Origin of the sequence: Endozoicomonas sp. ALB115 (assembly GCF_049310245.1) — a bacterium.
In the GTDB taxonomy this organism is placed as follows: Bacteria; Pseudomonadota; Gammaproteobacteria; order Pseudomonadales; family Endozoicomonadaceae; genus Endozoicomonas.
In genome coordinates this window covers 17125-39797 of sequence record NZ_JBLYZG010000053.1, presented here as the reverse complement: position 1 = coordinate 39797, position 22673 = coordinate 17125, and the positions used below count along the sequence as shown (strand labels likewise).

Genomic DNA, 22673 nt, shown 5'->3' with positions numbered 1-22673 from the left:
ATAGCGGGGCTATTTGACGAAGAAGCAGGAATTTTTAGACCAATTTATCGCAACCGCAGTAGGACAGTCTTAAGTCCGACAGGCTCCTAGCGCCCCCTCAAAAACAACTTATCCAATTGATCCATAGTGAGCATGGTCCAGGTTGGGCGACCATGGTTGCATTGTCCGCTGCGCTCTGTCTGCTCCATATCCCGAAGCAGGGCGTTCATCTCTTCAATGGACAGTTTTCTGTTAGCCCGCACCGACCCATGACAGGCCATGGTGGCCAGTATTTCATTGATATGGGCTTCAATGCGGTCGCTGGTACCGTGTTGCATCAAGTCTGAGAGCACATCTCTCAATAGCTTCTCAACATCGGCATTCTGCAGCATCACCGGTATCTGACGCACCAGCAGCGTTTCCGGCCCCATCCGCTCCAGGGTCAGTCCCAGACGGGTAAAGTATTCGCTGTTTTCTTCTGCACAGTCTGCCTCACGTTCACTCACCGATACAGATTTAGGTACCAGCAATGGTTGGGCAAGAATCCCCTGTTCCTGATAGGACTGCTTCATGCGCTCATAGGTAATCCGTTCGTGAGCGGCATGCATATCCACCAGAATCATCCCCTGGTCATTTTCCGAGAGAATATATATTCCTTTCAGCTGGGCAATGGCATAGCCAAGAGGCGGTGCCAGAGAGTCATTTTCCGGCAACGGCTGCGCCGACACCTGAGCGGGAAATGCGACGCCGGGTTCCTGTACCGCATGGTCACCCACGGCTTTCGCCTGACTGGTAGTTACAGGCTCTGCTGAGGTGGCATATAGCTGGCTATAGGCTTCTATCTGTCGTTTAACCTGGCCGGGCGATGGCGCTTCTGATAAAGCAGGGCGACGGTCAGGATTACCACTACCGCCGGAGCTTTGATTGGCATAATGCCCGGTACTGCCGGATGCTGTCGGGGCGGTTGCAAGCTGGATGGCTTCCTGCCCCTGAAACTCACCGGCATCAATACCCGATGCCGTGGGTTGAGGCGGATTGGTCAAAACCGTGGGTGGTAGCTGATCTTCCGGGCGAACTTCACCCAGGGCACGATTTAAAGTACTGAACAGAAAGTTATGAACCGTTCTGCCATCCCGAAAACGGACTTCATGTTTGGTAGGATGCACATTGACATCTACCATGGCCGGATCCAACTCCAGGTAGAGGACAAATGTCGGATGACGCCCGCTGTAAAGTACATCACGGTAGGCCTGACGAACTGCGTGAGCCACCAGCTTATCCCGAATAACACGACCATTAACGAAGAAGTACTGCAGATCAGCACTGGCCCTGGAGAACGTAGGCAGCCCCACCCAGCCGTACAGTTTCAGGCCAGAGGCGGCAACATCAATAATAACCGCATGTTCAATAAATTTGGGACTGCAAAGTGCAGCTACCCGGCGATCTTTTTCCGCCTGGGTAACTGCGGGACGAAGCTGATGGACACTGCGTTGATTGTGGCGGAGGGTAAAGCCTACATCAAAGCGGGATAGAGCCAGGCGCTTAACCACCTCTTCAAGGTGAGAAAATTCGGTCTTTTCAGTACGGAGAAACTTACGACGGGCCGGCGTATTAAAAAACAGGTCTTTGACTTCTATGGTGGTGCCCACCGGATGCGGTGCGGGCATAACCTGCGCTTCCATATCCCGCCCTTCCACTCGGGCCTGCCAGCCTGACGCCTGTTCTGCCACATTAGACGTCAGGGTGAGCCTGGAAACTGAGCTGATGGAGGCAAGCGCCTCTCCGCGAAATCCGAGGGTAGCCACACCTTCCAGGTCTTCCAGTTCAGATATCTTACTGGTGGCGTGGCGGGAGAGTGCCAGTGCTAACTCATCCCTGGGTATGCCATGACCATCATCACGGATACGGATCAATTTGACACCGCCATTTTCCACTTCAACCGTCAGACGCCTGGCACCGGCATCAATGCTGTTTTCCAGCAGTTCTTTGACGACTGAAGCCGGACGTTCCACCACCTCACCGGCAGCGATCTGGTTAGCCAGTCGGTTATCAAGAAGACGAATGGGTTTCATGGTCGATTATTGGGTCCAATAAGAGTTCTCAGGCCAGCCTAATGTAACAATACCGGGAGGAAGTTTCCCCGGTTTTTACCATCGAATATCGAGTTTTGAGCAAGACTATCAGTTAAAGGGTACTCTTTACATGTTTACTGTTCAGCAAGAAAAAAAAATAACAAAAGAAGAAATAAAGGAAGAAATAAAGGACACCCAAAGACAAGCGCAGGAAATAAAGAAATAAAGGACACCCAAAGACAAGCGGAAATAAAGGAAGCGGAAAAAAGGAAATAAAGGACACCCAAAGACAAGCGGAAATAAAGGACACCTAAAATTTGACTAATCGGCCACACTGTCTATTTTTCTTCTGGAGCCTCTCAAGGGCATTACGGACATATACCCAGTAACCAATAAAATACCCCTAACCAATAAAATGACATGACGACTGCCCGAAAAAACCTCATAGATCCAGCCAATACGCCCTACTACCACTGCATGGCACGCTGTGTTCGCAGGGCTTTCCTATGCGGCAAAGACAATTTCTCAGGTAAAAACTATGAGCATCGCAGGCAGTGGGTGGTTGATCGGTTGAAGGCACTTTCTGGTATTTTTGCCCTGGAAGTCTGTGCTTATGCGGTTATGTCGAATCATTATCATGTGGTGCTCCATATCAATAGTCAGCAAGCCAAAAAATGGGACACCAAAAAAGTCTTACAACGCTGGACGCAGCTGTTTTCTGGCCCGCACTTGGTTCAGCGTTATCTTGCCGGCGATCAGCTGGGCAAAGCAGAGCTGCTGCGTGTCGAAGAATATGCCCAGAAGTACCGAGGTCGCTTAATGGATATCAGCTGGTTCATGCGCTGCCTTAACGAATACTTAGCCCGACTGGCCAATAAAGAAGATGAGTGCAAAGGGCGCTTTTGGGAAGGTCGTTACAAAAGTCAGGCCCTGTTAGATGAGGCAGCATTGCTGACTTGCATGGCCTATGTCGACTTAAACCCCATCCGGGCAAAAATTGCTGCAACACTGGAAACCTCAGAACATACCTCTATTAAAGAGCGCATTGAGACATACGACAGCGCAAACGGAAAAAAACAAAAGGCACACTTGAAACCGTTAAAAGCTCAGGGGCAAAACCCTGAACAGGCGATTCCATACCCACTCAGTAGCTATTTTGAACTGGTTGACTGGTCTGGCCGAATTATCCGCAAAGGCAAACGTGGTCGTATAACTGACGATGTACCACCTATCCTGGAGCGCTTGGGTATTGACCCAAATGAATGGCTGCAGACTATGCGCTGGCATAATCGTTTTCACCGCGCAGTCGGCAAGCTGGCTTCACTGAAGTCTTATGCAGAAAGCACCGGAAAATGCTGGGTTCATGGTATGTCTGTGAGCAGTAATCTCTATCCTGCCTGATCAACACATTTTCATTTACTTTAATGTGGCCAGAGTTTTCTGAGAACTCTTTCTTATATTGTCTCGATAGTATCTTCTAACTGGCTGTTGCTGAGCACTTTTTGTCCTCTTCCTGCTTGGTATGAATGAGGACTTCTTAGAACAATCAATGCTAGCATTTTTAAAAATGAATAGATTAAATATTCTTTTCACTTTTTAAAAAATGGGTGTCCTTTTATTTCTTCTTTCTTTTTATTTTTTTTCTTTGTCAAAAAATGGGTGTCCTCTTTTTACTTTTTATCTTCCTCTTTTTATCCTCTTTTTATCCTCTTTTTATCCCCTTTTTATTCCTTTCCAGATTTTACTAACGAGGCAAAAAACTTTCTCACCGTGCAACTTTTATCATTTTTTTTGTCTAAATAGCAAAACAGGTTTTACAGATCTTTTATAGTCTTCTCTTTAACGAATCAAAAGTTCAACCAATAAAAAGACTGCTCAAAGTGGCGAACAACAATTAAGTACTTTAGTACAAAAAAGAAGCAAAGCATTTTTTAACAGGACTATCAATATGCACATGTTGAAAATTTTCACACCCGGACCTGTAAGCATGGGTTATCAGCAATTGCCCCATGAAGACGTCTGTGATGCTTCTACAGAGCCGAAAACCAGCAGTTCATCAGTTTCCCTGGCTGCCTTTGCACACCATACTCACTCGTTGTCTATTAATCCATCTCAAGGTCTGACCTGCCAAACCCCTGTTGGTAATCGTGCGATTGAGCCGGAAACTGAGCCTCTTTGGCCAAACAATTACATCACGAAAGCCTGGACGAAAGCTCATGGTCAAACCGGAAAAAAAACAAAAGCAGACAGTAAACAAGCTACTAAAGACCTCCACGATGCACTCATTTTCACTGAGAATCCGGAGGATCTGACCAATGATGACATCCTCGGCCTGATTGAAAAAGGAGCAAATATCAACGCGAAAACCAAATACTATGGCAAAGAGACAGCTCTACATTTAGCCGCTTTACGTGACAGTAAAAGAATAATTGAATTGCTTGTTAACAAGGGTGCTGACGTTAACGCCAAAACTTCTTATGGCTGGACAGTCATGCAGTGTGCTCACAAGAATGGATCCATTACGCCCCTGATCCGCTGTATGGTAAATGCCGGGCTCAAGATTGATGCGAGGTGTGATAATTGCGGTTCAACAATGCTTGCTCATGCGGCCAGGGAGCATAGCTGGGAGCTTGTGGAATTTTTATTGGGTAAAGGTGCCAGGGTTAACGCTGAGATAAATATCAGGGGAACGGCACTCCACCTTGCAGTTCGTGAGGGGCGGCAAGATGTCATTAAGATGTTGATGCTAAAGAGAAAGGCTAACCCCGGTTTACCAAGTATACGTGGGCGTTCAGCTATCCATTATGCTGTGATGGACAGAGGTTTTGCAGATTTGCCCACTTCGGAAAATCTGGCACATCGACAAAGCATCCTTGTCGAACTGATTGAAAGCAAAAAAGTGGACATCAATGCCCGGGATGAACGTGGAATAACAGCACTACACATCGCAGCGAGTGGAGGCTATATAGTAATGATTCCGGAACTGCTGAAGCGAGGGGCTGATTTCAACCTTCTGGATAAAGACAATATGACAGCTTATGACTATTGCAATAGGCAGAAAGCCTGTCTGTTAATGGCAGAACATAATGCTGATGTGCGAGGAGTCGATTTGAGGAAAGCAGAAGCAGCCGACCAGAAACACACTGCAAGCGGGTTTGTGCATAAAGTGAAAGCCTTTTTCAAGTCTGAACGAAATCGCTGAGAAGCCCTTATTTTCAGCGGTGCGGATGATATCAGAATGGTCGAAGTTTGAGCCCGAAGGGGCATTTTCCAGAATAATAACAGTGTTATTACAACTACACAGCAGATGTCGTCATGTTTAATGCAAAGTCAGATGTTATTAACCACTCTGTTACAGACTCCTGTTTCAGCTGTTTACCTGGCACCGGGGAAGCTGACATCGCCAATGATCTAATTCCGGTATCAGGCGCAATAAAAACTCACGCTTTATCTTCAAATCGAAAGTGCAAAATTTCCGGGATTGATTCCACGTTTACTTCTTCTGGCAGCACCGGCCAAAAAATCACTGAAACGTTTACACCGCCACTAAAAAACAGGCGCTTTACCGAACCGCAGCTGACCGTTGATTCCCCGACTATTCCAAATCGGAAATTGTTAGGTGGAAAAGGGATGTTCCTGACCCTGATGAAGAACGCAGGATTAGCTGTCCCGCCATTTCGCTGCATTGAGACAAGCATCGTGCAGAGCCTTGAGGCGCTTCCATTCGATGCCAGCCCATTGCTGGCCACGCTGGATGATGGCCATGAGTTTCCCCATACAACGGGCAGTCTGGTGAATATAAGACAGTGGATTACCCAAATGGCACCAGCAGGCAACCCATCGGGCAAGCCAACAACAAGACAACAGCGCTGGCTCGATGCGCTTTCTTCATTTATTGCAGGCGCGGACTTTTATCAGCAAATAAGCGCTCTACCCATTGCTGACCAAATACGCACTATTCATCAGGATTTATGCACCGACCTGGCTAAGTCCGACAGCCCGATTATCGTGCGCAGCTCCGGCGTGGCTGAGGACGCCTTTGGTAACGCCCAGGCCGGCAAGTACCAGTCCCTGGTGCATGACCAGGCGGATATCGTGGCAACCTGTCTTAAAGTGCTCGCTTCTGCTTACCGTTCCACAGTTTTTTCCCCAACAGCCCCGCAAGGGATGGCAATTATCCTGCAACAGTGCATTCAATGTTGCGTTGGCGGGGTGGGCATGAGTTATCGCCGCATTGATGACGGCACGTTATTGATCGAGTGTGGATCGGGGCAACCCAAAACGGTGGTGTCCGGTCAATACGGTATCACTCCCCATGGTTATGAGATCAAGCGCAACGGCAAGCAATGGGAGGCCACCTTTAAACCCGGCAATCCTGAGTATGGATTCATTTTACGCACCAATGAACAGGGGGGCTATGAGGAAGAGTGGGTCAAATTTGAACCTGCTGCTGCCACGGCTGAGTTCATTGGCAAAGACCAACTGAGCCGTCTGGTTGCGGGAGGGAAGATACTGGAAGACGCGTTGTTGTGCCCTGTGGATTTTGAATTTGCCATTGATCCGGAGGGCCATGTCCTTTTTTTGCAGGGACGCCCGATTACCTGCCTGCCCGGCGGCAGCCATTTTTCCATGGCATCTCCTCCACGGTCTCTGGATCAGGGCACCGTCATCAGCGACGGTTGTGGCTCAGGGTTGGCGCTGGCCATCAGCGGCCCGGTCAACGGGAGCAGTCTGCCTGACAATGTCATTCTTTTTTGTGACCATGGTGGTGACTGGCTACTGGCCCCTGAGGTTCTGGAAAAAACAAAGGGGATTGTCTTCAACAAATGGGCCAATAACGACCATATATCCATCGGCCTGAGGCAGGAGGGCATACCCTGTGTGGGGATTAAGCAGCCTCAATGGTGGCCCGATAATGATGCACCGGAATGGGTAACGCTGGTGTGTGGGAAGTTTCAGAAAGAGTCCGGCGGGTTTTTATTGCCGGGTGATCGGGAACAGGCGTTGTTGAATGTCAGTGACAAATCGGCCACCCCTGATTATCAAGCCGCACAGGCTGCCCAGCAGGCATACCAGCCTGCAGAGCCGGAAAAAGAACCGTCGGTAGCACGTCTGTTCTCCTGGCTTGTTGAGCAAAACACCAGGCTCCTGGATTTTCTCGGGACTGAGCAACTGATTCATTTATGCCTGTCCAAAACCGGTGCTGTCCAACTGAGCATGCACCCCGGGCGACAAGAGATTGTCCAGGGATGTGTTCAGGAGATCGACAATTTTATGCAGGAGATCACGGCTTTTCTCTCTGGCTACGAACGGTTTTTAATGCTTGCAGCCGCTGATGCTGATCTTAAACAGCGATACCAGGAGGAGTTAATCCCGCTTCGCGAGCAACTGGCGCTGGTAAAAGCAAAGGTTAAACAAACCGTTGCCCAGGTCACAAGGCCATTTCTGCCTGGCAAGGAGTTACCGGCCTCAGGTTCGGATTTTCAACAATGGCTGGCCCATTGCCAGTTATTAAAAGACCACCTGCAAAGGCTTGAAGAAGTCCATCAGGTGCACAACATCAAGAGCGTTCATGAACTGATTCTATGGTTGCACAAATGTTTTCTCACCAGGCTCTGGCCCGTGGCCACCGCTTCAGGGCAGGGTGAAGTGAGCACAATAAGGCGGCCTATCTATGGAAATATCGATATTGTTGATTTCTCAACGTCTCAGGAAGAACCATTATTCGACGACACTTGCCGTGAGGCACTCAGGCAATTACGGGCCGAAAGAGTGACCGCTCTCAATATGCCAGATTGTACCCGGTTGTCGATTCAGCTTGAGCATCATGCTTGTACCATCGACCTGTTGGAACAAGCCGACGGTGGCAAACAACGGACTTTTCGGATGTGTTACTCTGAGGCGCTGGCCGATTCATTGCAAGTAACCCTGAGCGGAAAGTTCAAGCGACTGTGGTTTTTGGCGCAAACGCTGTCTCACTATTGGAAAAATAGCGGTTTCAATGCACCGGACATTCATTTCAATGAACAGACAGGCCAGGCCCTCTTTGAACTCACCCATCTGCCTGACAAAAAAGATTTGCAGCACATGTTTGTGGACATTCTGAGTGTATTGCACATTCTGGGCAATATGGATTTTTTGTTGGGGCCATTACATCTGGACGAAAGTCAGACAAACTGGAATATGGCCACAATCAGGGAAAGGCTGAATAATCCCGCTTTCGCTACAACCAATCGATCAGCCCTGGAGCATATCTACTGGTGCTCCGCTTACTCACGCACAAAATCACTGATGAGCCTCTGTACCCGGGACAGAGCGATCCGTCACCTGGTTGAAACGGCGCTGATCTTTTCTCAGGCTCCCATCAACTGTATTGAAGAAGCGCTGAACGATCAACTCGATACGCACAGGCAGAAAATACTCTGGCATTGGCTACTTTCTGATCCAGCCAAAGCCAGCCCCCTGGTGAACAAATACGTTAACTGGTTAGCTGACGAAACAACGGCCATGCGTCTGGTGTCGCAAAATGGCCATATCCTGAAATACCTTGCTCCTGAACTACGCAATCAGCGGGCAATGGTTTTTACCGCCATCAAAAGCCACACTGGCGCTATTGTCGATGTGCCGGAGTCCTTTAAAAATGATATTGAAATTATGTCTTATGCCCTGGCAAATACAGGGGATCCGGAAACCACCATTGCCCTAATTGGGCCAGAGCTATCATCAAATCCTGAACTTCTCCGGCGTTTATTCACCGCAGCCGTTGAAAACACATCACAGGCTCTTTCCTGTCATGCGGCAACTGAGTATCTGGAACAACATCCTGGATGCTATAAAGAGCTTCTTCTGTTGGCGCTGAAGTGCAGTGATAAAGATGATTCCTATCGATTATTTCACCACAATTTCAGGAAAAACCTGCTTAACAACCGTCATCTTTATCGGAAACTTGCCTTAAAAGCGCTGGCAAAACCCGGAATAGACGATAGGCTGAGATATTTTCCGGAATTGAATAATGATCGAGAAGTAGTATTCACGGCGGTTGGCTCAGACCCCTTATCATTAAAACATGCCGGACCTGAACTTCAGGCGGATAAAGAACTGGTCAAAAAAGCTGTTGGGAACGATGGGAGAGTTCTGAAATTTGCCAGTGAAGAGCTTAAGGATGATGAAGACATCGTATTGGCCGCTGTCAAAAATTATGGGGTTGCCCTGCTATACGCCAGTGAACGGTTAAAAGCGGATCCAACAATTGTTAGAGCAGCGCTGAAAAATAACGCGTGGGCGCTACGGTATGCCGACGAACAATTAAAACATGATCCGTACTACGTTCGACTGGCTGTCAGTCATCCTTATCCTTATCTTGATATAGAGCAGTGTGGAGATAAGAAATTACTGACCATTGTCGTATCAAAAGACCCTCTTTTCTTTGGAACACTCGCCAAGCAAAAATGGAGAGACGATGAAGAGTTGGTGCAACTGGCTGTGCAAGGTCACGGTCGTACTCTCAAGTATGCCAGTTGCAGACTACGCAGGCACGAGCCAACTGTCCGGCTGGCAGTTCAACAGGATGGTATGGCACTTGAGCATGCCAGCCCGGAACTGCGAGCCAATAAAGCGCTGGTCAAACTGGCAGTGAAAAATGACGGCATGGCGCTGGAGTTTGCCAGTGACCTGCTTCAGGATTGCCCGGAGGTGGTCAAACTGGCCCTGCACCAAAATCCGTTGGCGCTTCAGTTTGCCAGTGACCATTGCCGCAATGACCCGGAGCTGGTCAACATCGCCTTGCAGTACAATGGTATTACCTTGCAGTATGTTGACCGTTTATTACAAGGAAAACCCGAGATCATTGCGGCAGCGATGAACCATGTCGGGCCTGTTGCGTTAAGGTATTATCAACATTTTCATAATGGCCCGTGTGCCTCTGGCAGTCACGACCCATCCCTCATAGAGTGTTGTCCATAAGCGAATAACTGGTAAAAGTCAGTTGTCCAATACTTCAGTTATTTAACTGACGTAAAAAATATTTTGCTCTGTGCAACTATTATCATGTTTTTTTGTCCAATGGATCAAATTGGTAACTCGCAGCCTAAATTAGCCTTGGTCAACCAATAACAGCCAATACTAATGTAGCACTATAGCGCGGAAATGAATTAACGCATTTTCAAACAGGAATTATCAATATGAACACTTTCAACGTATTCAGTTCTGAAAGATCGACTTATCAGCAATTCGACAGTGAAACAACATGCGTTGTTTCTAATCAGCCTGCAACTGGCGGTTCAACAGTTTCCCTTGCTCCCTCTACACAACCTGCTCACACACCGCAAATTGATCCATCTCAAAATCTACCCCGGCAAATGCTTGTTTGTAATCGTGAAGTTGAGATTAAAACCGAGTCTCTTTGCCCAAAAAAATCCGACACGAATGACGGGGTGAAACATCATGAGCGTACCGGCTGTATTACTAAAGCCGAAATAAAAAAGGCGACCATGGAGCTTCACAGTGCAATCACCAACACCGAGAATCTGGAGGATCTGACCAATGACAACATCCTTGCCCTGATTGCAAAAGGGGCTGATGTCAACGCCAAAACCAAACGCAGTGGCAAGAAAACCGCTCTCCATCTTGCCGCTATACATGGCAATCAGAGAATCATTGAGCTGCTTGTCAACGAGGCCAGGGCTGACGTTAACCTCAAAGATGATTATGGCAGGACAGTAATGGAGTGTGCATTCCAATATGGCACCAATATTACGCCCCTGATCCCCTGTATGGTAAAAGCCGGATTCGACATTCATGCCGATTGTGGTGGTAACGGGGCAGGAACCATGCTTGCTCATGCGGCCAGGGGAAAAAACTGGGTGCTGGTGGAGTTTTTATTAACCAATGGTGCCGATCCTAACGACCGGATCAACAAAAATGAAACAGCACTCCACCTTGCGGTTCGTCTGGGTAAGCCGGAAATAATAGACATGCTGATGAAGTATAAGGCAGATATCAACGCAAAGACCAACGATGAAGGGAGGACAGCTCTTCACCTTGTGGCTCAATCTGGCCAACGGGACATCCTGGATAAGCTGCTTCAGCATCACGCAAATGCCAACGCCCTGGACAACGATGAAAGGACACCACTCTACCTGCTGACTTGTGCCGATGGTCAGCTGAAGACCTTTCAGTATTTCATGGATACCCTGATTAAACTTCAGGATGACATCGACCATCGGGACATCGGTAGGTCAACTCCCCTCAGCATCTTAGTCAACAGCCTTGAACATCAGGATGCCCTCAAGTATGCCATTAATACCTTGCTTCAACGCGAGGCCGATGTTGACGCCCAAAATGGAGGCGGGTATGCGCCTCTCCACTTTGCGGCTATAAATGGCAAGCTGGAGGCCTTTAGCCAATTGATTGAAAAGGGGGCCAACATGTACGCCAAAACTAACCGTGGCATGATGGTTCTGGACCTCGCCAGGCGCAATGGCCATCACTGCACAGCAAAAATACTGGAGATTCTGGACAATGCCAAATTTGATGTTAAAGCCCCCTGTGACTCCGCAGGTGGCAGGACGATTGCGTATGCCATAGAAAACAGGAAATGGAAGATGGTTGACTCTTTAATAGTTCGTGGGGCTGACATCAATGCATGGAAAAATGAAAAAAGCCAATGCACCCCCCTTCACCACGCGGCTTTAATGGACCAGAAAGATATAGTGAGAGAGCTACTGGAGAGGAGCGCTAAGGCCAATTTACGAAATATAGATGGGCGTACTGCTCTCCATTATGCCGTGTCGGCCCCCGACTGGGACTATCAGGTAGATTGGACAGTTCGACTGGCTATCCTTGCCGATCTGATTGAAAACGGAAAAGTGGAAATCAATGCCCAGAATAAATACGGAGCAACAGCGCTCCACATTGCAGCGAGTCAAGGCAGTATAGATATGATTCGAGAGCTGCTGATGCGAGGGGCTGATTTCAATATTCTGGATGAAAAAAAGATGACAGCTTTTGATCATTGCAATAGGTTTGAATATCTTTTTGGGATTCCCCTTGAAAAGGTTAGCCGGAAAGAAAAAGAGAAAGCCTGTCTGTTTATGGCAGAACATAATGCTGATGTGCGAGGAGCCGATGTGATGAAAGCCAAAGCAGCCGAAGAGAGGGCAGCAAAAGTAGCCGCCATGAAACGCACCTTCAATGGGTTATTGCATAAAGCGAAAGAGCTTCTCAAGCCTGAATGAGAATGCTGAGAAGCCCTTATTTTAGGAGCGGTATAGAGTATATCTGAACGGTCAGAGTTTAAGCCGGAAGCACCATTTTCCAAATATCATGTTTAAAAAATAGTAAACAGCGGATGTTGCCATGTTTAATACACAGTCAGATATTATTAGCCACTCGGTCACAGGCTCAGGTTCCACCTGTTTGCCCGGTGCAGAGGGAGCTGACATCGCCAATGGTGCAATTCCGGTATCAGGCGCTGTAACAACTCACGCTTTATCTTCAAATCGAAAGTGCGAAACTTCCGGGATTGATACCACGTTTACTCCTTCTAACAGCACCGGCCAAAAAATTACTGAAACGTTTGCACTGCCATTAAAAACCAGACGATGTACCGAATCACAGCTGAACGTTGATTCCCCGACTATTCTAAACCGGAAATTGTTAGGTGGAAAAGGGATGTTCCTGACCCTGATGAAGAGCGCAGGATTAACTGTCCCGCCATTTCGCTGCATTGAGACAAGCATCGTGCAAAACCTTGAGACGCTTCCAATCGATGCCAGCCCATTGCTGTCCACGCTGGATGATGGCCATGAGTTTCCCCATACAACGGCCAGTCTGGTGAATATAAGACAGTGGATTACCCAAATGGCACCAGCAGGCAACTCATCGGGCAAGCCAACAACAAGACAACAGCGCTGGCTCGATGCGCTTTCTTCGTTTATTGCTGGACCGGATTTTTATCAGCAAATAAGCGCTCTGACCATTGCCGACACCATACGGGATATCTATAAGGAGTTGCGCACCGGCCTGACTAAGCCCGACAGCCCGATTATCGTGCGCAGCTCCGGCGTGGCTGAGGACTCGTTTGGTAACGCCCAGGCTGGCAAGTACCAATCCCTGGTGCATGACCAGGCGGATATCGTGGCAACCTGTCTGAAAGTGCTCGCTTCTGCTTACCGTTCCGCCGTTTTTTCCCCAACAGCCCCGCAAGGGATGGCAATTATCCTGCAACAGTGCATTCAATGTTGCGTTGGCGGGGTCGGCATGAGTTATCGCGGCATTGATGACGGCACGTTATTGATCGAGTGTGGATCGGGGCAACCCAAGACTGTGGTGTCCGGTCAATACGGTATCACTCCCCATGGTTATGAGATCAAGCGCAACGGCAAGGAATGGGAGGCCACCTTTAACCCCGGTAATCCTGAGTATGGATTCATTTTGCGCGCCAATGAACAGGGGGGCTATGAGGAAGAGTGGGTCAAATTTGAACCTGCTGCTGCCACGGCTGAGTTCATTGGCAAAGAGCAACTGAACTGCCTGGTTGAGGGGGGGAAGACACTGGAAGACGCGTTGTTGTGCCCTGTGGATTTTGAATTTGCCATTGATCCGGAGGGCCATGTCCTTTTTTTGCAGGGACGCCCGATTACCTGCCTGCCCGGCGGCAGCCATTTTTCCATGGCATCTCCCCCCCGGTCTCTGGATCAGGGCACCGTCATCAGCGACGGTTGTGGCTCAGGGTTGGCGCTGGCCATCAGCGGTCCGGTCAACGGGAGCAGTCTGCCTGACAATGTCATTCTTTTTTGTGACCATGGGGGTGACTGGCTACTGGCCCCGGAGGTTCTGAAAAAAACAAAGGGGATTGTCTTCAACAAATGGGCCAATAACGACCATATATCCATCGGCCTGAGGCAGGAGGGCATACCTTGTGTGGGGATTAAGCGGCCTCAATGGTGGCCTGATAATGATGCACCGAAATGGGTAACGCTGGTGTGTGGGAAGTTCCAGAAAGAGTCCGGCGGGTTTATATTGTCGGGTGATCGGGAACAGGCGTTGTTGAATGTCAGTGACAAATCGGCCACCCCTGATTATCAAGCCGCGCAGGCTGCCCAGCAGGCATATCAGCTTGCGGAGCCGGAAAAAGAACCGTCGGTAGCACGTCTGTTCTCCTGGCTTGTTGAGCAAAACACCAGGCTCCTGGATTTTCTCGGGACTGAGCGACTGATTCATTTATGCCTGTCCAAAACCGGCGCTGTCCAGCTGAGCATGCGCCCCGGGCGACAAGAGATTGTGCAGGGATGTGTTCAGGAGATCGACAATTTTATGCAAGAGATCGCGTCTTTTCTCTCTGGCTACGAACGGTTTTTAATGCTTGCAGCGGCTGATCCTGATCTTAAGCAGCAATACCAGGAGGAGTTAATCCCGCTTCGCGAGCAACTGGCGCTGGTGCAAACAAAGGTTAAACAAACCCTTGCCCAGGTCATAAGGCCATTCCTGTCTGGCAAGGAGTTACCGGCCTCAGGTTCGGATTTTCAACAATGGCTGGCCCATTGCCAGTTATTAAAAGACCACCTGCATCGGCTTGGGTCCGTCCATCAGGTGCACGACATCGAGAGCGTTCATGAACTGATTCTATGGTTGCACAAATGTTTTCTCACCAGGCTCTGGCCCGTGGCCACCGCTTCAGGGCAGGGTGAAGTGAGCACAATAAGGAGGCCTCCCTATGAAAATATCGATATTGTTGACTTCTCAACGTCTCAGGAAGAGCCATTATTCGATGACACATGCCGTGACGCACTCAGGGGATTCGATGCCGAAGGTGTGACCGTTCTCAATACGCCAGATTGTACCCGGTTGTCGATCCAGCTCGGGCATCATGCGTGTACCATCGACCTGTTGGAACAAGCCGACGGTGGCAAACAACGGACTTTTCGGATGTGTTATGCAGAGGCATTGGCTCATTCATCAAGAGAGCACCGACACGGAAAGTTTCAGCGGCTGTGGTTTTTGACGCAAACTCTGTCTCAATATCGGCAAAATAGCGGTTGCAGTGCCCCGGACATTCATTTCAATGAACAGGCAGGCCAGATCCTTTATGAATTCACCCATCTGCCTGACAAAAAAGATTTACAGCGGATGTTTGTCGACATCCTGAGTTTATTGCAAAAATTGAGCAATGCTGATTTTCTTTTGGGAACAATTAACCTGGACGAAAGTCAAACGAAATGGAGTATGGCTGCAATCAGGGAAAGGCTGAATAATCCCGCTTTCTATGAAGCCAATCAATTTGCCCTGGAGCATGTCTACTGGTGCTTTGCTTACCTGGAGAAAACATCATTGATAAACCGCTGCACCCAAAATATGGCGGTTCGTCATCTGGTTGAAACGGCGCTGATATTCTCTCAGGTTCCCGTCAACCGTATTGAAGTAGCGTTGAACGATCAACTCGATACCTACAGTCAGAAAGTACTCTGGCATTGGCTACTGTTTGATCCTGCCAAAGCCAGTCCCCTGGTGAACAAATACGTGAACTGGTTAGCTGACGAGACAATGGCCACACGTCTGGTGTCGCAAAATGGCCACATTCTGAAATACCTTGCTCCTGAATTACGCAATCAGCGGACAATAGTTTTTGCCGCCATCAAAAGCCACCCTGAGGCTATTACCGGTGCACCGGAATGCTTTAAAAACGACATTGAAATTATCGATTACGCCTTGGCAAATACAACAAAAAAAGATCCGGAAAAAATAATTGCCTTTATAGGGACAGAGCTATCATCAGATCCTGTGATTTTTCAGCGCTTATTAACCACAGCGGTTGAAAACACATCACAGGCTCTTTCCTGTAATGCGGCATCTGAGTATCTGGAACAAGATCCTGGATTCTATAAAAAGCTTCTTCTGTTAGCGATGGAGCGCAATAATAACGATGATTCCTATCGATTATCTCTTGAAATTTTCCGGAAAAACCTGCTGAACGACCATCAGCTTTATCGGCAACTGATTTTGAAGTTTTTGGCGCTAAGGGATGTCGGCAGGCAACTGGAATATTTTCCGGATTTGAATAATGATCGAGAGGTAGTGTACACAGCGGTTGGCTGTGACCCTTTTGCATTGGCATATGTCGGGCTTGAATTTCAAGCGGATAAAGCACTGGTCAAAGAAGCTGTCGGGAATATGGGGAGAGTTCTGGAATTTGCCAGTGAAGGACTTAAGGATGATGAAGACATCGTATTGGCAGCCGTCAAAAATAATGGGGTTGCTCTGGAATACGCCAGTGAACGGTTAAGAGCTGATCCGACAATTGTTACCGCAGCGCTGAAAAATTCAGGTTCTGCGCTGGCATATGCCGCCAGGCAATTCCGTGATGATCCGGATTACCTTTGGTTGGCTGTCAGTGACCATAACCCTACACGCCCTATTTACCAATATCTTAATGGGGATCAGTGTAAAAATAATGAATTATGTGCCATTGCCGTGTCCAAAATGCCCGTGAACTTTCAATACCTCGATAAGCAACTGAGAAATGATCAAGCGTTAGCGCAACTCGCCGTGCAAGGTAATGGTGAAATGCTCAGGTATGCCAGTGAAACGGTGCGTGGTCATGAGGGTACGGTCCGTCTGGCCGTTCAACAAAACGGTATAGCTCTTGAGTATGCCACCCCGGAACTGCGAGCCAATAAAGAGCTGGTCAAACTGGCGGTGCAGAATTCCGGCATGGCGCTGGAGTTTGCCAGTGACACGCTTAAGGATTGTCCGGAAGTGGTCAAACTTGCCGTGCAAGAAAATCCACGGGCGCTGTATTTTTCCAGTGACCATTGCCGCAATGATCCAGAGCTGGCCCATATCGCCTTGCAGAACAATGGCCGTGCCCTGCAATACGTTGGCCGTTCATTACAAAGCAAACCTGAAATCATTCAGGCAGCAATTGATAATATCGGGCCTGTTGCGGTAAGGTATTATCAACAATTTACCTAATGGCCCGTATGTCTCTGGCAGCCACTGCCCCCCTCATAGACTGTTGCCCATAAGTAGTTAACCAAATGAAATCGTATTTTCTGACTAAGTGATCAGTCACTCTGCGGCGTTACAACTCCGGTCACATAGCTACGGCTATGCTCCCTGCGTTGTGCCTTGCATAGTAACTGCCCACTTAACCAGAAAATACGATTCCATTTGGCCAACTACTTAAGCAAATACCTGGTAAAAGTCAGTTATCTAACTGGCGTGAAAAATATTTTGCTCTGTGCAACTTTTATAATTTTTTTTTGTCCATAGAGTTAAACCACCAGCACGCACCTTATTTTAGCCTTGATCAACCAATCAAAAGGGGAAGACGGTTCTTCAACTTGCGGCTGAATCTGGCCGGCAGGAAATCCTGGATAAGTTGCTGCAGCATAACGTGGGCGTCAACGCTCAGGACAACATATCAGGACAACAATAGTAAGAGCGTTATTAAAACTGACCGACTTGTTACTGATTTATACAAAAGTAACTGGTTAAGCTTATTTCTTCGAAGTTTTCTCTTTACATCGAATAAAAAGCAATATCGAAGCCGCCGAGTCGCTTAATTGAATTGATACGTTTGTACTTTTAATTGTTCGACCGTGTCTGCTTTTCAAATGTCATGCCTCTATAAACATATTTAATAACTACACAGCGGATGTTGCCATGGTTAATGTACGGTCGGATTTTATTAGCCACTCTGTCACGGACTATAGTTCCACATGTTTGCCTGACGGCAAGGATGGCAAGAAAGCTGACATCGCTGGTGGTGTAATTCCGGTATCAGGCACTTTAAAAAGACAGTGTGAAGTTACCGCGACGGTTACGACGTTTACTCCTCCTGGCCGTGCTGACCACGAAATCAATGCAACATTTGCCACGCGATTAAAAATCAGGCGCTGTACTGAATCGCAGCTGACCGTTGATTCCCCGACTATGCCAAACCGGAAATTGTTAGGTGGGAAAGGGATGTTTCTGACCCAGATGAAGAACGCAGGATTAGATGTCCCGCCATTTCGCTGCATTGAGACAAGCATCGTGCAGAACCTTGAGGCGCTTCCATTCGATGCCAGCCCATTGCTGGCCACGCTGGAGGATGGCCATGAGTTTCCCCATACAACGGCCAGTCTGGTGAATATAAGACAGTGGATTACCCAAATGGCTCCACCAGGCAACCCAGCGGGCAAGCCAACAACAAGACAACAGCGCTGGCTCGATGCGCTTTCTTCGTTTATTGCTGGCCCGGAGTTTTATCAGCAAATAAGCGCTCTACCCATTGCTGACCAAATACGCACTATTCATCAGGATTTATGCACCGACCTGGCGAAGTCTGACAGCCCGATTATCGTGCGCAGCTCCGGCGTGGCTGAGGATTCGTTTGGTAACGCCCAGGCTGGCAAGTACCAATCCCTGGTGCATGACCAGGCGGATATCGTGGCAACGTGTCTGAAAGTGCTCGCTTCTGCTTACCGTCCCGTGTTTTTTTCCCCAACAGCCCCGCAAGGGATGGCAATTATCCTGCAACAGTGCATTCAATCTTCCGTTGGCGGGGTCGGCATGAGTTATCGCGGCATTGATGACGGCACGTTATTGATCGAGTGTGGGCCGGGGCAATCCAAGACGGTGGTGTCTGGTCAATACGGTATCACACCCCATAGTTATGAGATTAAGCGCAACGGCGAGCAATGGGAGGCCACCTTTACCCCCGGAAATCCTGAGCGTGGATTCATTCTGAGGCGCAATGACCAGGGTGGCTATGTTGAAGAGTTGAGCACATTTGAACCTGACACTGCAGCTTCCGACTTCATTGGCAAAGAGCAACTGGACCGTCTGGTTCAGGGGTGCAGAAAGCTGGAAAACCTGTTGCTGTGCCCTGTGGATTTTGAATTTGCCATTGACCCGGATGGCCAGGTCTTGTTTTTTCAGGTACGTCCGATTACCTGCCTGCCCGGCGGCTGCGATTTTTCCATGGCATCGCCCGCCCGGTTTCTGGATCAGGGCATCCCGGTCAGCGACGGTTGTGGCTCAGGGTTGGCGCTGGCCATCAGCGGTCCGGTCAACGGCAGCAGTCTGCCGGACCACGTCATCCTTTTTTGTGACCATGGCGGTGACTGGCTGCTGGCTCCTGAGGTTCTGGCGAAAGTAAGGGGTGTTGTCTTCAACAAATGGGCCAATAACGACCATATATCCATCAGCCTGAGGCAGGAAGGCATACCCTGTGTGGGGATCAATCAGCCTCAATGGTGGCCTGATAATGGTGCACCGGAATGGGTAACGCTGGTGTGTGGGAAGTTTCAAAAAGAGTCCGGCGGGTTTTTATTGTCGGGTGATCGGGAACAGGAGTTATTGAGTCTCAGTGGCGAATCTGCCAGCCCCGATTATCAAACCGCCCAGGCTTACCAGCAGGCATACCACCCTGCGGTGCCGGAAGACGAACCATCGGTAGCACGCCAGTTCTCATGGCTGGGTGAGCAAAACACCAGACTCCTGAATTTTCTCGGAACTGAGCGGCTGATTCATTTATGCCTGTCCAAAACCGGCGCAGTCCAACTGAGCATGCACCCCGAGCGACGGGAGATTTTGCAGGGATGTGACCAGGAGATCCGCCACTTTATGCAAGAGGCCGAGGCTTTTCTCCTTGGCTACGCTCAGTTTTTAATGCTGGGCGCAGGCGCTGATCCTAACCTTAAGCAGCAATACCAGGCGGAGTTAAGACAACTTCGCAGGCAACTGGCACTGGTACACAAAAATGTTGAACAAGCCCTTGCCCACGTCACCAGACCGTTCCTGACTGGCGCGGAGTTACCGGCCAGGGGTTCGGATTTTCAACAATGGCTGGTCCATTGCCAGTTATTAAAAGACCACCTGCAACGGCTTGAAGCTGTCAATCAGGCGCACAAAATCGAGAGCGTCCATGAACTGATTCTATGGTTGCACAAATGTTTTCTGACCAGGCTCTGGCCCGTGGCTACCGCTTCAGGGCAGGGTGAAGTGAGCACAATGAGGGGGCCTTTGCATGACTATATCGATATTGTTGACTTTGCAACGTCTCAGGAACAGCCATTATTCGATAACACATGCCGTGACGCTCTCAGGCAATTCGTGGCCGAAAATGTGACCGTTCTCAATATGCCAGATTGTACCCGGTTGTCGATCCAGCTCGGACATCATGCGTGTACCATCGACCTGCTGGAACAAGCCGACGGTGGCAAACAACGGACCTTTCGGCTGTGTTACTCTGAGGCACTGGCCCATTCATCAAAAGAACAACGACATGGAAAGTTTCAGCGGCTGTGGTTTTTGACCCAAACACTGTCTCAATATCAGAAAAATAGCGGTTTCAATGCCCCGGACATTTATTTCAATGAACAGGCAGGCCAAGTCCTTTTTGAGTTCACCCATCTTCCTGACAAAAAAGATTTGCAGCGGATGTTTGTGGACATCCTGAGTGTATTGTCCAAGCTGGACGATATTGATTTTCTTTTGGGCACATTGAATCTGGACGAAAGTCAAACAAAATGGAATATGGCTGCCATCAGGGAAAGGCTGAATAATCCCGCTTTCTCTGCAACCAATCAATTTGCCCTGGAGCACATTTACTGGTGCTTCGCTTACCTGGAGAACACATTATTGATAAACCGCTGCACCCACGATATGGCGCTCAGTCATCTGGTGGAAGCGGCACTGATATTTTCCAAAGCTGGCATCAATGAAATTGACGTCGTGTTAAACGGGCAGCTGGCAACATACAATCAGACATTGCTTTGGCATTGGTTACTTTCTGATCCCGCCAAAGCCAAGCCTCTGGTTAACAAATACGTTAACTGGTTAGCTGACGAGACAATGGCTATGCGTCTGGTGTCGCAAAATGGCCACATCCTCAAACACCTGGCGCCTGAACTACGCAATCAGCGGGCGATGGTTTTTGCCGCCATCAAAAGCCACCCCCAGGCTATTGCCGATGCGCCAGAGTCTTTTAACAACGATATTGAACTCATCGAATATGCCCTGGCAAATACCACAGAAGATCCGGGAAAAATATTTGCCTTTATAGGGGCCGAGCTATCATCAAATCCTGAGCATTTCCGGCGCTTGTTAACCACAGCGGTTGGCAACACGTCACATGCTCTTTGCTGTCATGCAACAACTGAGTATCTGGAACAAGATCCTGAATTCTATAAAGAGCTGCTTCTGCTGGCCAGGGAGCGCAATCATAACGACGATTCCTATGGATTATTTGCCAGGATTTTCAGGAAAAACCTGCTTAATGACCAGCAACTTTATCGGCAACTGGTCTTGAAGTTTTTGGCGCAAACGGATGCTGGCAACCAACTGAAAGATTTTCCGGATTTGAATAATGATCGAGAGGTAGTGTGCACGGCGCTTGGCTCTAACCCTTTAGCATTGCAATATGTCGGGCTTGAATTTCAAGCGGATAAAGCACTGGTCAAAGAAGCTGTCGGGAACATGGGAAGAGTTCTGGAATTTGCCAGTGAAGGACTTAAGGATGATGAAGACATCGTATTGGCAGCGGTCAAAAATAATGGCGATGCTCTGGAATACGCCAGTGAACGGTTAAGGGCTGACCCGACAATTGTTACCGCAGCGCTGAAAAATTCAGGTATAGCGCTACTAGCTGCCAATAAGCAATTCCGTAATGATCCGGATTACGTTTGGTTGGCTGTCAGTGATCATCACCCCTCTTTACGCCCTATTTGCCAATATCTTGATGGGGACCAGTGTAAAAATCATGAATTAATGTCGATTGCTGTGTCGAAAAAACCCGGGAACTTTCCATTCCTCGATGAGAAACTGAGAAATGATGAAGCGTTAGCGCAACTGGCCGTGCAAGGTAATGGTACAGTGCTCAGCTATGCCAGTGAAACGCTGCGTGGCCATGAGGATACTGTCCGTCTGGCCGTTCAACAAAATGGTATAGCACTTGAGTATGCCAGCCCGGAACTGCGAGCCAATAAAGAGCTGGTCAAACTGGCGGTGCAAAATGTCGGCATGGCGTTGGAGTTTGCCAGTGACGCACTTAAGGATTGTCCGGAAGTGGTCAAACTTGCCCTGGAACAAAATCCGATGGCGCTACAGTTTGCCAGCGACCATTGCCGCAATGATCCAGAGCTGGTCAACATCGCCTTGCAGAACAATGGTAGAGCCCTTCTGTACGTTGGCCCCTCATTACAAAGCAAGCCTGAAATCATTGAGGCAGCAATTGATAATATCGGACCTTTTGTTGTGGCGTGTATTCAACAAAAAATTGATTGATGCCATATTTAGAATTGGTATAACCCGGTTTTCAGCTACAAGGCAACTTGAAATAGCGTAGCAGGGACGAAAATGGCGGCAAAGGCGGCGGTGGCTCAAGCGATGAGTCATGCTGTGACTCAGACGATGATTCAGGATATGGATTAAAGGACTCATAAGGAACAGAAAACGCCAAAATAGAATGTGGCCCCGAATCCACTTCATTCGATGATGCGCCGAGATAGCCTCCCTCAGTCTCAACAGTAACCACTTTCTTATGGTGCGGCCCTGGTTGCTCAGTCACATTCTCTCGCCCAAGTAGCGGCTGTTTCATGACTAATGGGGCATTTTCCGACGGTTTTGGGCAGCTTA

The 22673-nt window shown here is 48.7% G+C and carries 7 protein-coding genes and 1 pseudogene; 7 read left to right on the top strand and 1 reads right to left on the bottom strand.

Annotated elements, in window-relative coordinates; genetic code table 11:
• Positions 1-86 precede the first annotated feature (86 nt).
• Positions 87-2051, bottom strand: coding sequence for a DNA mismatch repair endonuclease MutL (gene mutL, locus ACO6VE_RS18995; protein WP_422462902.1), 1965 nt, complete (start codon positions 2049-2051; stop codon positions 87-89).
• Positions 2052-2471: 420 nt separating this feature from the next.
• Here mutL and ACO6VE_RS18990 point away from each other — a divergent pair, with 420 nt between their 5' ends.
• From ACO6VE_RS18990 to ACO6VE_RS18960, 7 genes and pseudogenes are all read left to right on the top strand, one after another.
• Complete coding sequence (locus ACO6VE_RS18990) at positions 2472-3452, top strand: transposase (protein ID WP_422449846.1); 981 nt, start codon at positions 2472-2474, stop codon at positions 3450-3452.
• Positions 3453-3999: 547 nt separating this feature from the next.
• A complete protein-coding gene (locus ACO6VE_RS18985) occupies positions 4000-5253 on the top strand; it encodes an ankyrin repeat domain-containing protein (RefSeq protein WP_422462900.1) in 1254 nt (417 codons plus the stop codon).
• A 113-nt stretch (positions 5254-5366) separates the two neighbouring features.
• Positions 5367-10013, top strand: coding sequence for a DUF4116 domain-containing protein (locus ACO6VE_RS18980; protein ID WP_422462898.1), 4647 nt, complete (start codon positions 5367-5369; stop codon positions 10011-10013).
• Between the two features lie 218 nt (positions 10014-10231).
• Positions 10232-12286, top strand: coding sequence for an ankyrin repeat domain-containing protein (locus tag ACO6VE_RS18975; protein WP_422449849.1), 2055 nt, complete (start codon positions 10232-10234; stop codon positions 12284-12286).
• A 121-nt stretch (positions 12287-12407) separates the two neighbouring features.
• Complete coding sequence (locus tag ACO6VE_RS18970; protein ID WP_422449850.1) at positions 12408-17021, top strand: DUF4116 domain-containing protein; 4614 nt, start codon at positions 12408-12410, stop codon at positions 17019-17021.
• A 364-nt stretch (positions 17022-17385) separates the two neighbouring features.
• Positions 17386-17487, top strand: a pseudogene (locus tag ACO6VE_RS18965) (hypothetical protein); the annotation flags it as partial.
• 227 nt (positions 17488-17714) lie between these two features.
• A complete protein-coding gene (locus tag ACO6VE_RS18960; RefSeq protein WP_422449851.1) occupies positions 17715-22322 on the top strand; it encodes a DUF4116 domain-containing protein in 4608 nt (1535 codons plus the stop codon).
• The last annotated feature ends 351 nt before the right edge of the window (positions 22323-22673 follow it).

Bases quoted from the DNA above. Each gene is read 5' to 3' on its own strand.
- mutL (WP_422462902.1), bottom strand. From the start codon at position 2,051: ATGAAACCCATTCGTCTTCTTGATAACCGACTGGCTAACCAGATCGCT.
- ACO6VE_RS18990 (WP_422449846.1), top strand. From the start codon at position 2,472: ATGACGACTGCCCGAAAAAACCTCATAGATCCAGCCAATACGCCCTAC.
- ACO6VE_RS18985 (WP_422462900.1), top strand. From the start codon at position 4,000: ATGCACATGTTGAAAATTTTCACACCCGGACCTGTAAGCATGGGTTAT.
- ACO6VE_RS18980 (WP_422462898.1), top strand. From the start codon at position 5,367: ATGTTTAATGCAAAGTCAGATGTTATTAACCACTCTGTTACAGACTCC.
- ACO6VE_RS18975 (WP_422449849.1), top strand. From the start codon at position 10,232: ATGAACACTTTCAACGTATTCAGTTCTGAAAGATCGACTTATCAGCAA.
- ACO6VE_RS18970 (WP_422449850.1), top strand. From the start codon at position 12,408: ATGTTTAATACACAGTCAGATATTATTAGCCACTCGGTCACAGGCTCA.
- ACO6VE_RS18960 (WP_422449851.1), top strand. From the start codon at position 17,715: ATGGTTAATGTACGGTCGGATTTTATTAGCCACTCTGTCACGGACTAT.